This window comes from Chryseobacterium sp. 2TAF14 (assembly GCF_052115105.1).
In the GTDB taxonomy this organism is placed as follows: Bacteria; Bacteroidota; Bacteroidia; order Flavobacteriales; family Weeksellaceae; genus Chryseobacterium.
Genome location: NZ_JBFRGA010000009.1, coordinates 1 through 13,215, shown reverse-complemented (window position 1 = coordinate 13,215; position 13,215 = coordinate 1). Strand labels below are relative to the sequence as shown.

Genomic DNA, 13,215 nt, shown 5'->3' with positions numbered 1-13,215 from the left:
GATTATAATTTTACAAATTTAGCAAAAATAAATATGTTCACAGGAATTATTGAAGCAGTAGGGGTTATTGAGAAAATTCAGGAAAACGGAACAAATATAGACTTTACACTAAGTTGTCCTTTTACTAACGAACTAAAAATTGATCAGAGTCTTGCGCATAACGGATGTTGTCTGACCGTTGTAGAGATTAAAGACGATAAATATGTAGTTACTGCAATTAATGAAACTTTAGAAAAAACCAATTTAGGCAAATGGAAAGTGGGAAGCGTGGTTAATCTGGAGCGCTGTATGAAGATGGATGGAAGGCTTGATGGGCATATTGTACAAGGGCATGTAGACAAAACCGGAGAAATTGTAAGCATCGAAAACAAAGATGGCAGCTATTTTGTTACTGTAAAATATAATTCAGAAGGTAATTTTGTTACAGTTCCTCAAGGCTCAATCACCGTTAACGGAATTAGCTTAACGGTGGCTAAAAGTGAAGATTTTCAGTTTTCTGTAGCGATCATCCCATACACCTGGGAATTTACCAATATGAATACACTTCAGGTTGGCGATAAAGTAAACCTTGAATTTGATATTATTGGTAAATACATTTCAAAATTAATTAACAGGCAGAATGGCATTTGATAAATATAAAGGATATAGTCTAAGAAACCGGGTCTTTTTCGGATTCTTGCTCATATGTCTTTTAAGTGTTGCTGCATCTTCTCTCGTGCCTTATTTTGTGTTGCGGAATAATGCCCTGCAACAGAGCAAAATAGATATGCAGGAAAAAACCAATGCGGTGATGGCATACTTTGATTATGCTCTGAGTCGCAGTTCTGTGCAAACCAATGACCTGAAAAAGGTTTTAGGGAATAAAATATTTGAAATTGCGGATATCAATCAGCATGATATTATTGTGTATGATTTAAAAGGAAATTACCTGCTTTCTAACAAAGAATCTAATCTTATTGATCAGAAAAAAGTACCGTTAAATATTGTAAATAAAATCCTTTCGAAGGAGACAAGATATGATATACGTGGGTACGATCCCACAAAAGATGCGGTTTATACATCATCTTATCTTGTTTTGAAAAACAATATGTGGGAGCCGATCGGAATTATTTACATTCCGTTATACCACAACGAATCTGCTTATTTGGAAGTATTGCACAAGTATGTGGTTTACATACTTTTAATAGATTTTATTATCATCGCTTTCAGCATCTGGCTCAGTTGGGTTACTTCAAATAATTTGGCTAAAAATATTACGAAATTCTCAGATATGATTACGCGTATCACTTTATTTGAGAATGAAATGCGCCCCATCAAATATTATAAAAATGATGAGCTTAATGCTTTGGCAAGAGCTTACAATAGGATGATTCTTCAGATTCAGGATCAGAAAGAAAGGCTTCGTTTTAAAGCATCTGAAGAAGCATGGCGTGAAATGGCAAAACAGGTGGCGCATGAAGTGAAAAATCCTTTAACGCCGATGAAGCTTACCATTCAGAATTTTGAAAGAAAATTTGATCCGCAAGATCCGAATGTTACAGAAAGGGTAAAGCAGATGAGCAAAACGATGGTTGATCAGATCGATGTGATTGCAACAGTGGCGTCGGCTTTTTCAGAGTTTGCAAAGCTTCCGGAAAAAAATAATGAGGTTATAAATCTTAATAATGAAATAGAAAATATTTTAAGGGTTTTCAACGATGATCAGATATTCGTTCATTCTAATAAGAGCAATATTATGATTACGATGGATCGCGTTTTTCTTTCTCGAATCATTACCAATTTGGTTACCAATGCAAAACAGGCTCAGAGTGACGACAGAAAACTTCTGGTAAATGTCGATATTGAGCAGCACCAGAGAAGAGTTATCATTTCTGTTGAAGATAACGGTATCGGAATTGCGGAAGATATGGATTAAAAAATATCCATCAGGATTTCAAAACATTTCAGTCTGAAGAAAAATTTGATTTAATTGTTTCAAATCCGCCATATTTTGAAGAATCAGATTCTGAAAAAGATAAATTGGCGCGCCAAACGGTTGAATTAAATTTCCTGCAATTGATTTCAAAATCAACAGAATTGCTTTCTGAAAATGGAATTTTGTCTGTGATTATTCCATCTGAAGCTGGAAACGATTTTATAAGAATTGCTAATGAAAATCGATTGTTTCTTATCCGAAAAGTTAATATTAAAGGAATTGAAAACTCAAAAGTAAAAAGACTTATACTGGAGTTTTCTCTAATCGAAAAATCCTTAGAAGAATCAGAATTTATTATAGAAAAAAGCCCGAGACAATACTCGGACCAATATCTTGAACTCACTAAAGAGTTTCATGTTTTCGGTAAATAATATATTTTGAACCATTAAGATTTTCTTAAGAAGTTCAGAATATTAAGTTCAGCTTCGCTTCAAGCATTATGCTTTTCAAAAAATCTATTTGATTTTTCTTAATGAAACTTAACTTTTCAATTCTCCTTAATGGTTTAATTTTATTCAAACAATTCAGACGTATCCAATACAGAAACTTTACCGTCTTCACATCTGATCGCCTCTCCCGGGAAGTTCTGAATCATGTGGTAATCGTGCGTTGCCATTACTACAGCGGCATGATTGTCTTCAGCAACTTTTTTCAGAAGGGTCATAATTTCGTTAGAAGTTTCAGGATCTAAATTTCCTGTCGGCTCATCGGCTAAAATTAAATCCGGGTGGTTTAAAAGCGCTCGTGCAATGGCGATACGCTGTTGCTCTCCACCGGAAAGTTCGTGCGGCATTTTATGCTTTTTCCCTTTCATGTTTACGCTTGAAAGAACTTCGTTAATACGCTCATCAATTTTATTTTTGTCATTCCATCCTGTAGCTTCCAAAACAAATTTCAGGTTTTTCTCAACTGTTCTGTCGGAAAGCAGCTGGAAGTCCTGGAAAACAATTCCCAGTTTTCTTCTCAGGTTGGGGATATCTGATGCGCGTAATTTAGCCAGGTCAAAACCTACCACTTCCGCTTTTCCTGCAACCAACGGAATGTGCCCGTAAAGGGTTTTCAGAAGAGAGCTTTTTCCGGAACCTGTTTTCCCGATAAGATAGCAGAATCTTCCTTTTTTTATATTAAGGTTAACGTCAGAAAGTACTGTGAAGTTTTTTTGAGCAATTTTTGCATGTTGCAGGCTTACAATACTGTCTCCTGTGATATTTGTATGTGGCATAAATTCAGATTTTACAAGCTTTTCAGAAAGCTCTTTTTCAGATTTTAAAAATAAAAAAAGATATTTTATAAACCTAAAAATTAATATATTTTAACAACAAAAAATGCCTGAAAAAGTACTTTTCAAGCATGATTTGTATATTGTAACTAAAGAATTATCTTTTAGCTCTTGCAGAACTTACTGTTAAGCTTTTTCTTCCTTTAGCTCTTCTTGCAGCTAAAACTCTTCTACCGTTTGGTGTAGACATTCTTTCTCTGAAACCGTGTTTGTTTCTTTTCTTTCTTTCTGATGGTTGGAATGTTCTTTTGCTCATTACTATATGTTTAAGTCGTAATTATCTATTAATTTTCAGGTTGCAAAGATATTAATTTTTTTATTAGATGCAAATATTAACTTTCTTTTTTTGAAATATTTTTTGATTGTTTTTTAAAGAAATTTATTAAAAAACTACGTTTCTGCTATTCTATATTTACTATTCATTCCGTTTAAAACCTCTATCTTTGGAAACTCAAAATTAAAGAAAATGTTTACACCTTCAGAACTTTTAGAAATCAATCAGCTTCTTGTCCCGGAAAATAAAATTGTTATTCTTACCCATTACAATCCGGATGGTGACGCTATTGGATCGAGTTTAGGTTTAAAACATTACTTAAAAGCCAAAGGTCTGGAAGCTGAAGTTGTAGTTCCCAATGATTTTCCGAAGTTTCTGAAATGGATGCCCGAAGCAAAGAAAAATATTGTCGGAGAATACAAAAGGAAGGTAGCTTTTGATATCATTAATGAAGCTGATGTCATTTTCTGTCTTGATTTTAATTCTCCTGCAAGAATCGGGATTTTGGGAGATTGGCTGATGAGAGCGAAAGCAAAGAAAATTCTTATCGATCATCATCAGCAACCGGAAGATTTCGATTTTGTGTATTCTGATACCGTTATTCCTGCGACTTGCCAAATGGTTTATCATTTCATTGAAGCGATGGATGACGAGAAACTGGTCAATAAAGATATTGCAGAATGTCTTTACACGGGAATTATGACCGATACAGGAGGTTTCCGTTTCCGTTCTACAAGTGCAACTACGCATAGAATTGTTGCTAATTTAATTGAAAAAGGAGCAGATCCGTCTGTGATTACTTCCAATACTTGGGATACAAATACGGTTTCACGCTTACATTTACTGGCTTTGATTTTAGGCAGAATAGAAGTGGTGAATGACGGAAAAGTTGCGGTTTTGTATTTAACAAGAAAAGAGCTTCAGGAATATGGTTTCCAGAAAGGTGATACGGAAGGTTTTGTGAACTACGGACTGAGTATTGTCGGTGTGAAAATGGCAGCGTTTTTCATGGAAGATCTTTATGAAGATTTCATTAAAATTTCTTTCAGAAGTAAAGATGATGTAGATGTAAACCAGTTTTCAAGAAAATATTTCAATGGGGGAGGTCACATTAATGCTGCAGGAGGAAAATCGATGGAGTCTTTACCTGATACGATTGAAACTTTTAAAAGCAGGGTTTCTGAGGAGAATTTGTAGTTAGTTACAATAATTAACAATTATCAATTATCAATTATAATTTCTTATATCCTCTTTCCTCAAGATCATTACAGGTATATTCATACACTTCCTGAAACATCACATCAAGAAATTTTTTGTTGAATAAACTGAATTTTGTCATTTTTGGAGGGTCTAAAAAGATGTCGCAATGATTTGCTTTAGAATAAACAGATTTTGCGATCGCTAAATGCAGAATACGGTCAAATTCTTTCATTAAACTCATGTTTTCTAATCCGTCGTAACTGATGGAATTTACATGAGAGCCAATAAGGAAATCGCATTTGTCAATAATTGGTTCTATCGGAAGATTATCTAAAACTCCACCGTCAACATAGATTTTTTCGCCGATTTTTACCGGGGGTAAAACAAAAGGCACGCTTGAAGACGCCAAAAGCGGCCCGAAAAGCTCACCTTCAGAGAAAAAATCAACGATGCCGTGAGTCATTTCTGTTGCAGCAACATACACCGGAATTTTTAAAACTTTAAAATCATCTTCAGGAAAATGATCATTAAAAAGCTTCAGGATAAATTTTGAGCTGAAAATTCCGTTTTTGGAAAGTTTGAGGTAAGAACGTGAAAAAAATGTAGTTTCTTTTACGATATCCATCATTTCTTCAGGAGTTTTCCCTAACGAGTAAAACGCTCCGATGATTGATCCCGCACTCGTTCCCGAAATGATATTGGGTTTAAGATCATATTCTTCAAGAGCTTTCAGAACGGCAATGTGGGCAATTCCGCGCATTCCGCCGCCGGAAAGTGTAAGTCCTATAATGGGTTTCTTTTTTTTGAAAGAAAATAAATTCATCTAAAAAATTAAGCCTTACTAAGATAAGATTTTATATACAAATGGTATCTAATATTGATAAATGATTTTTAAAATACCCATTTTTTTGGCAAATGATGAAGCAGTTCTGTATTGATAATTTCTGCGCAGATAGAAGGTTTTTCCCAATGACCGTTATGGCCGCAGTCTAAAATAATGGGCAAAGGCATCTTTTATGATTCTGTAGCTTTTTTTGCGTTGTTCTTTTTTCTCTTCATCATCCGGAAAATAAGTTGAGAAAAATAATGTGAGACTTTTTAAATATTCAGAAAACTGCTCTGCAAAAGCCAATGAAACATAGCCTCCCATCGAGTGACCGAGCAAATGAATATCTTTTAAATTTTGATGATCTAAAACTTTTTTTACTTCTTCCGCCATCATTTCCATGGTGTGAACTTCGGCTAAAATATCAGATTGTCCATGTCCGGGAAGATCTATTTTTACTAAAGTAAAATCTTTGGAAAGGTGCTTCTCAAGGTCGCTCCAGATTGAAATGTTTTCCATAAAACCATGAAGCAGAACCAATGTCTCTTTTCCGTCACCTTTTTTTTCAAAATTGAGCATAACCTTAAAATTTTAGTATTGAATGTCGATATAATCTACAAAACCTGAACCATTTACCATATCCTGCAGCCTATAGCTTTTTCCGCCGTCTTTAGACATAAAAGTTTTGGTTCCTTTTCTGGTATAGGGTTTTCCGTTGTCGTTTTCGGGGATTTTTTGGGTGATTTCTCCTGTGAAATTCATGTGTCTTTTTGTAACAACCTGCATGAATCCTTCGATATTTACAGAATGATTTCCTGATTTTATGCTTCCTGCAACATTGTAGTTGTCTCTTTCACCTTCAATTTTTGTAAATTTTACGGATCCAACATATTGAGGCGAGCTGTCGTTCTGATAAATGAATTTATGGCTTCCGCTGAAATCTCTAAAACGGTTTTCGCTGTTTTTGATCTTAATGCTGTCGTTGATCTTTGTTCTTACAGCATTGATAGAATCTACAATTTTTATGCTGTCAACTTTATTGTTGTTTTCTGTAGTTTCTTTTTTAGAGCATGAAAAGCTAAGGATTCCGATTCCGGCTAAAATTAAAATATTTTTCATCAAAGATTGAAATTTATGCTCAAATTTATACAAAAAAAGAGCATTATAAAAATGCTCTGAGGTTTTATTTTATTAGGTTTTCGTAAACTTTCTTTTCCCAGGGTTTGATGTCGCTTATTCCGTATCTGTCTTTTTTAGAGATCGAAATATTATCCATCATATCTACAAAGTTTTTGTAATTGGCATCGTCGGTCGGCTTTACGATGATGGTGAAAATTTCTTTTTTCGGCGCTTTTTCATACGCTTCAGAAATTATTTTTGAAACATTCAGACCGTTGTAATTTGTTTCTTTTAAGCCCGCTTCTGTTAAATCTTTTTCATTGCTTTGATGATAAAAAATCCTGTTGTTTTCACCAATGATAAAAGTGATTTGATTTCTGTAATCAATATCATATTTTGGTGGATGTGGATTTTCATCTTTTGCTGGCAATCCCAGATCCATTATATTGGGTTTTGTAAAATTGGTTGTAAACATAAAAAATGTAATCAGTAAAAATCCTAAGTCGACCATCGGGGTCATATCAATACCGATTCTTTTTTTTCTCTGACGGGATTTTCCGCCTTGTTTTTCGTTGGTGATAACTTCAGCCATGATTCAGTTTTTTAAATGTTGAACAAAATTTTAAAATCAATGAAATTTTATTTCACTTTAAAATGATTCGATGCAAAGTTTATACCTAAATTTTAATAAAGTTAAAAATTTAATAAATGAATTTTGTTTTGGATGTAGATGTTATTTAGAAATGATTATTTTTTTAGATAAAATAGCTGTTCCATCATGCTCAATCTGAATAATATAGTTTCCGTTAATTAAACCGGATGTATTAATTGAAACATTTTTTTCGGAATATTTTTTAGATAAAATTTTTCTTCCCGATGCATCAGTTACGCTTATCGTGGTTTCAGAAGGAAGATTGTCTATATTCACAAAATCTTTTGCAGGGTTTGGATAAACGGATATATTATTTTTAATATTGTTTTCATTCGTGCTTAAAAATGCCCCGAGTTTTACAATCCACGCATCACCATTTCCGTGATATCCTGTAATGTCTCCGTCTGTAGACTGGGTCAATCCTGCAATTACAAATCCTCCGTCATTGGTCATTTTTATAGAATAGGCGTCTTCAAAAGCGCTTCCGCCTAAAGCTTTTTGCCATTCCAGGTTTCCTGAAGAATTTAATTTTATAATCCAGAAGTCGCTATTCCCGTGATTTCCTATAACATCTCCGTCTGCAGAGAAAGCACCTCCTGCAACGATGTATCCTCCGTCGGGAGTTTGTTGGGTAGAGTAGGCGTAATCGTTGTTGCTTCCGCCAAAATGGTTTTGCCACTGCATAATTCCGTTAGAATCTAATTTTGCCACACGATAATTGGAAATTCCGAAAGTTGTGGGGTTTTCAGTGTTTTGAGAATTAGATCCGCCTGTTACAATATAACCTCCTTCTATCTGCTGAATAGATTCTGCGTGATCTGGAAGGTTGCCCGTCAATGATCTTTCCCATTCAATGATTCCTGAAGGATTTAATTTTACAATCCAGAAATCTCCGTTTCCCTGACTGTATGTAATGTCTCCATCCGCAGAAGCAGCTCCTCCCGCTACAATATATCCCCCATCTGAAGTCTGCTGAATAGATTTTGCGGCATCATAAAGGCTTCCGCCTAAAGACTTTTGCCATTGTATGGTTCCTGAAGGATCCAGCTTTACGATCCAGTAGTCATAATTTCCATGATTTCCCGTAACGTCGCCATCGGTAGAATTAGATTGACCGGCAATGATGTAGCCTCCGTCTAAAGTTTGTTTAACGGAGTTTGCTGCATCTCTGTTGCTACCGCCTAAAGATTTCTGCCATTGTATATTTCCTGATGGGTCTAATTTTACAACCCAATAATCGGCATTCCCATGATTTCCTGTAACATCACCATTGAGAGATCTTGATTCTCCTGCCACGATATATCCTCCATCAGAAGTCTGCTGAATAGAATTTGCCGTGTCACCATAACTTCCGCCTAAAGATTTTTGCCATTGTATAATTCCTGATGCATCTAGTTTTACGATCCAAAAATCAGTATTTCCGTGATTTCCTGTAACGTCTCCGTTGGTAGAATCAGATTCTCCTGCGAATATATATCCTCCGTCAGAAGTTTGCTGTATAGATTTTGCAACATCATAAGAACTTCCGCCCAAAGCTTTTTGCCACTGTATGGAAGGTGCTGTCTGTGCGTTTATCAATGAAAAAGAAAAAAGAGAAAAATAAAAAGTAAATTTTAAATATTTCATAAGCGATTGATTGTATGTTGGTTGTTTAAATATAGATAATTTTATTTAAATGAATAATTGTTAAATAAATTAAGGTAGAAAAAAATAAAAACTCACACTTTTCAGCATGAGTTTTTAGGATAAAATTATTTAAATTTTATTTATTGTTCTTAAAATAATTGACGCCACATTCTAAGAATTTTTTGAATTTTTCTTTCTCCATATAACCTGAAACCGGTGTGTTGATCACTTTTCCGTCAGGAGTTAAAAGAACGTAATGAGGCTGCGAATTATTATTAAAATTAGCAGTCTGGAACAAGCTCCATCGATCGCCGATTGTTTTCACTTTTTTTACCTGTCCGTCACCAAGATCGATTTTGGTTTTCTGGTCTTCAGGAAGTTCTTCTTTGTCGTCTACATAAAGGGAAGCAAGAATTACGTCATTCTGTAGGATTGGTAAAATATCAGGTTCGCTCCAGACAAATTCTTCCATTTTTCTACAGTTTTCACAACCGTAACCTGTAAAGTCGATCAGGATTGGTTTGTTTTCTTTTTTTGCTAATTCTATCGCTTTAAAGAAATCGTGTTCAGGATGCATTCCTAAAATTCCGTCTTTTTCATCGTGGAAATAACTTACATTTAACGGAGGCAAAATTCCGCTCAGCAATTGCAGTTTTGGTCGTTCCGCAGGAATTAACCCCTGAATTAAATAAACAACAAAACCAATTCCTAAAACTCCGATGATCTTTCTTGTTATAGAGATTTTCGGCTTTTTATCATCATGCGGAAATCTTATCAATCCAAATAAATAAATAACCAATCCGATCGCAACCACAATCCAGATCGCAATGAAAAGTTCTCTTTTAATTAAGAACGTTTTTGAAACCAAATCTGCTTTTGATAAGAATTTTAAAGCCAAAGCCAGTTCCACAAAACCTAAAACTACTTTCACGGTATTCATCCAGCCTCCTGATTTTGGAAGACTTTGCAAAGCTTGCGGGAACAATGCCAACAATCCGAAAACAATCGCCCAAGCCAATCCGAAACCAGCCAAAGCAAAAGTTAACAGCATCGGAACGTTTGCCGAACCTGTAATTGCACTTCCCAGTAAACTTCCCAAAATAGGACCTGTACAAGAGAAAGAAACGATCACCAAAGTTAAAGCCATAAAGAAAATACCAATCATTCCGCCTGCTTCTTCAGCTTTCGAAGATTTGTTGGCGATAGAGCTCGGTAATGTAATATCGTAGTATCCAAAGAAACTTCCTGCGAAGAAAATAAAGATGATAAAAAATACGATATTCAGCCAGACATTTGTTGAAATTTCGTTGAAAATATTTCCTGCAATTCCATCAATTAAATGGAAAGGAAGACTTAATAAAACAAAAATCAAAAGGATGAAAAAACCGTAAACCAAAGCGTCTCTTTTACCTTTTGCAGGGTTTTTATTTCCTTTTGTAAAGAAAGAAACCGTTAACGGAATCATCGGGAAAACGCATGGCGTTAACAAAGCAATCAAACCTCCGATGAAACCTAATAAAAGATACGTCCAGTAATTTTCATCGATTTTTGATGAGCCGGTTCCGCAATCTGTTAAAGGTTTTGCGATGTCAATAGAAGCTATTTTTAATTGTTTAGGATCTAATTTTGCGGTTTCAACGATCGCAGAATCACCTTTTACGGGATTTGCAATAACGGTTTCAACAGTTTTTACAGAATCTTTTGCAGCTTCTGTTTTATCATCAGTTACAGCTTCTTCTGTTRCTCCGGTCGGTGTAATTTTTTTATTAAATTCTAAAGTGTTCGGAGCCAGACAAACCCTATCGTCACAAGTCTGATACGTAATTTCTGCAACAACATCTCCGGGTTTTGAAGGATCTTTTAATTTGAATTTTTGCTTAAAGCCTGCAGAATTGGAATAATAAATAATTGTTCCGCCGAAAGCTTCAGAAAATTCTTCATGTTTTTTTCCTACTTCCTGAAATTTTCCGATCAGTTCTATGTTTTTTCCCGACACTACATATTCTGTAGGAATTCCCGTGTCTTCAGGAATGTCTCGCGAGTAAATATGCCATCCGCTTTCCAAAGTGGCATTCAGAACGGCTTCATATTGATTGTTTCCCAATTCATTGACCGTGAATTTGAATTTTACGGGATTTTTGATCTGAGCATTAATTGCTGTTGTAAAAAACAACAGAATGAGTAAAAACCAGTTTTTAAATTTCATTTTACTTTTTCATTAAAATTATGAGAACCTTTCTCATTTCTCATCTTTTGCGTATGCCTTTCATGTCAATGGAAACAATAATTAAACAGTATTATTTCCATTGATGATCGGCTGATTTTTTTGCTTCGCTAAAATAGCTAATTTTTTGTCCCTAAAAAAACGCATCAATCTTCTTTTTATTTGAGGATTTAATGTTTAAAAACATTTGTTGGGATAAATGTCTTCTTGTTATCTGATAATCACTTTTAAATAAAATTTATTGATTTTATAAATACTTTTAATGTACTTAAAATCTGAAGCTGTATTCCAGATTGGCTATAAAGCTTCTCGTTAATCCGTCAGGTCTTATGTCACGAATTAAAAACGGAGCTCCTATACTGAGTTGCAAAGCATTGCTTTCATTCAGCTTATAATCTAAAAACAGATTTCCATTTATCGTTAATCCTTCAGATCCTTCAATTTGCTGTTGAGAACCGTTCAGATTGGTAAACTTATCGTTGGAAAGATGATAAATATTTAATAAACCAGGAGTGAGCTGAAAATTGTTGCTGATTCTTATCGGGTAAGAAGCTCTTAATAAAATATCTCCGCTTCGTTTAAAATCTTTTGTTGTCTGAAAATTCCTAAAAACAGAATTTGCAGGATAGCTTTCGGCAACAAACTGATTTTTATTTTGGGTTAAAGGCTGCTGTAAAGCTGCAACCAACTGTAGTTTTTTAATTTGATACCCGATTCCGATAATAAGATCAAAAGTACCAAGACTTGATTGATAATCCATCGGTAAAGCGTTCCCGTTTTTCAAAGTGTTTCCATTCGTTAACGGGATTTTTGTACCTAAAGTAAACATAATGTTTTTATCTAAACGGTAATTGGAATTCAGATAAATATCAGATAATCCGAAAGCGCTCACCTCATTTCCGGTTTGCAAAATAGAGGTTGCTTTGGCGCTTACGCCCAATTTAGAATTAATCTGCCGGTTATATTCCAGATATTGGCTGTAGGCAGAAATATTATGATCGGCTTGCCCGACAGAAAAACCTATTTTTAATTGATTTTTTAGAGATACAGAATCATTTGCGTTGTGAGGTTTTAAGCTGTTTACCGTGCAAAATCCTGCGTCGCTGCAGCCTTGTGCTTTTAACAGACTTAGATTCATTGCAAGCAAAAGAAAGCAAAAGCTGTAGAATAATTGATTTTTCATAATGTGTGGGTTTAATTGTTTTAAAAATAAAAGTTTATAATTGTTTTAAAATATCATTGAGAGAAGCTCTTTCTTTATAATCAGGATTGAAATGCCTCCACAAAATTTCTTTATTTTCATTAATAATAAAAGTTGCAGAAACCGGAAGTCTTCCCGATTTGTCTGATCGGCTGTCTGTAAAATCGTCCTTCATTTTTGAGTTGTAAAAATCAAGCGTTTGTTGCTCGGGAGTGTAAAGTACATCAAACATTTCGGCAATTTTATAATCTTCATCGTACAAGACAGTGTAATTAGTTTTTGTTTTGGCGATCGTTTTTTCGATAAATTCTGGCTTTTCGGGTGAAATAATAACCAGCCTTGCGTTTTTAGCTTTTAATTCCGGTGAAATATTTTGCAGGCTTTCTACATATTTGTTGCAGTAAGGACACCATTGTCCGCGAATAAAAACCAAAACTGTTTTTCCTTTCTCTTCTGAAAATGTGAATGTCTTTCCTAAATGATCTTTGGCAGAAAAATCGGCAATTTTATCGCCCACTATTTTTCCTTTTACCTGATCGATCGTTTTTACCATGCTTTTTGACGAAGCTTTATCTAAAACTGCCATTCCGACTGCTGAAAACTGTTGCGCATTGTAGTAGCCGAAATCATACTGAATCAACCCGCCGTTTTGATCTAAAAATAAAAACGAAGGATAATTAACGATCTTATATTTTTTTACAAGTTCAAGCCCGTCTTTATCTTTTTCGACATCAATCGCAAGATTTACAAAATTTTTATTGAAGAGTTTACCGATTTTTTCATCTGTAAATGTGTTCTTTTTCATCAGTTTACACGGTCCGCACCAGGTTGTAAAAAGA

At 34.7% G+C, this 13,215-nt stretch carries 14 protein-coding genes; 4 read left to right on the top strand and 10 right to left on the bottom strand.

Annotated features, from left to right (window positions below; translation table 11 throughout):
* The first annotated feature begins 33 nt into the window (after window positions 1–33).
* From AB4Y90_RS02355 to AB4Y90_RS02345, 3 genes are all read left to right on the top strand, one after another.
* Window positions 34–630: a riboflavin synthase gene (locus AB4Y90_RS02355; protein WP_441555689.1), complete on the top strand. Its 597-nt coding sequence runs from the start codon at window positions 34–36 to the stop codon at window positions 628–630.
* Window positions 631–766: 136 nt separating this feature from the next.
* Window positions 767–1,915, top strand: a complete 1,149-nt coding sequence (locus AB4Y90_RS02350; RefSeq protein ID WP_441555687.1) for a sensor histidine kinase — start codon at window positions 767–769, stop codon at window positions 1,913–1,915.
* A 5-nt stretch (window positions 1,916–1,920) separates the two neighbouring features.
* Complete coding sequence (locus AB4Y90_RS02345) at window positions 1,921–2,346, top strand: Eco57I restriction-modification methylase domain-containing protein (RefSeq protein WP_441555743.1); 426 nt, start codon at window positions 1,921–1,923, stop codon at window positions 2,344–2,346.
* A gap of 140 nt (window positions 2,347–2,486) precedes the next feature.
* On the opposite strand, the gene AB4Y90_RS02340 is transcribed toward AB4Y90_RS02345, so the two are convergent.
* Both AB4Y90_RS02340 and rpmH read right to left on the bottom strand, forming a co-directional pair.
* Entirely contained in the window at window positions 2,487–3,197 is a 711-nt protein-coding gene (locus AB4Y90_RS02340) for a cell division ATP-binding protein FtsE (RefSeq protein WP_441555686.1), read from the bottom strand.
* A gap of 154 nt (window positions 3,198–3,351) precedes the next feature.
* Window positions 3,352–3,510 carry a 50S ribosomal protein L34 gene (rpmH, locus tag AB4Y90_RS02335; RefSeq protein ID WP_034679005.1) on the bottom strand — a complete coding sequence of 53 codons (159 nt, stop codon included), beginning with the start codon at window positions 3,508–3,510 and terminating at the stop codon, window positions 3,352–3,354.
* 210 nt (window positions 3,511–3,720) lie between these two features.
* Here rpmH and AB4Y90_RS02330 point away from each other — a divergent pair, with 210 nt between their 5' ends.
* On the top strand, window positions 3,721–4,725 hold the full coding sequence (locus tag AB4Y90_RS02330; protein WP_441555684.1) for a DHH family phosphoesterase: 1,005 nt from the start codon (window positions 3,721–3,723) through the stop codon (window positions 4,723–4,725).
* 34 nt (window positions 4,726–4,759) lie between these two features.
* Here the strand turns inward: AB4Y90_RS02330 and AB4Y90_RS02325 are convergent, their stop codons facing one another.
* The 8 genes from AB4Y90_RS02325 to AB4Y90_RS02290 form a co-directional block, all read right to left on the bottom strand.
* Window positions 4,760–5,551 (bottom strand): patatin-like phospholipase family protein, encoded by a 792-nt coding sequence (locus AB4Y90_RS02325; protein ID WP_441555683.1) that lies wholly within the window; start codon window positions 5,549–5,551, stop codon window positions 4,760–4,762.
* A 153-nt stretch (window positions 5,552–5,704) separates the two neighbouring features.
* Window positions 5,705–6,133, bottom strand: coding sequence for an alpha/beta fold hydrolase (locus AB4Y90_RS02320; RefSeq protein WP_441555682.1), 429 nt, complete (start codon window positions 6,131–6,133; stop codon window positions 5,705–5,707).
* A gap of 12 nt (window positions 6,134–6,145) precedes the next feature.
* The gene (locus tag AB4Y90_RS02315; RefSeq protein ID WP_441555680.1) at window positions 6,146–6,673 is read right to left on the bottom strand and encodes a hypothetical protein; all 528 of its coding nucleotides are present in this window, start codon (window positions 6,671–6,673) and stop codon (window positions 6,146–6,148) included.
* Window positions 6,674–6,737: 64 nt separating this feature from the next.
* Complete coding sequence (locus tag AB4Y90_RS02310) at window positions 6,738–7,265, bottom strand: ExbD/TolR family protein (RefSeq protein ID WP_441555679.1); 528 nt, start codon at window positions 7,263–7,265, stop codon at window positions 6,738–6,740.
* A 141-nt stretch (window positions 7,266–7,406) separates the two neighbouring features.
* A complete protein-coding gene (locus tag AB4Y90_RS02305; RefSeq protein WP_441555677.1) occupies window positions 7,407–8,951 on the bottom strand; it encodes a T9SS type A sorting domain-containing protein in 1,545 nt (514 codons plus the stop codon).
* A 136-nt stretch (window positions 8,952–9,087) separates the two neighbouring features.
* On the bottom strand, window positions 9,088–11,157 hold the full coding sequence (locus AB4Y90_RS02300) for a cytochrome c biogenesis protein CcdA (protein WP_441555676.1): 2,070 nt from the start codon (window positions 11,155–11,157) through the stop codon (window positions 9,088–9,090).
* A gap of 286 nt (window positions 11,158–11,443) precedes the next feature.
* Window positions 11,444–12,358, bottom strand: a complete 915-nt coding sequence (locus AB4Y90_RS02295) for a hypothetical protein (protein WP_441555675.1) — start codon at window positions 12,356–12,358, stop codon at window positions 11,444–11,446.
* Window positions 12,359–12,392: 34 nt separating this feature from the next.
* On the bottom strand, window positions 12,393–13,215 hold an 823-nt coding region (locus AB4Y90_RS02290), incomplete at its 5' end, for a redoxin domain-containing protein (protein ID WP_441555674.1).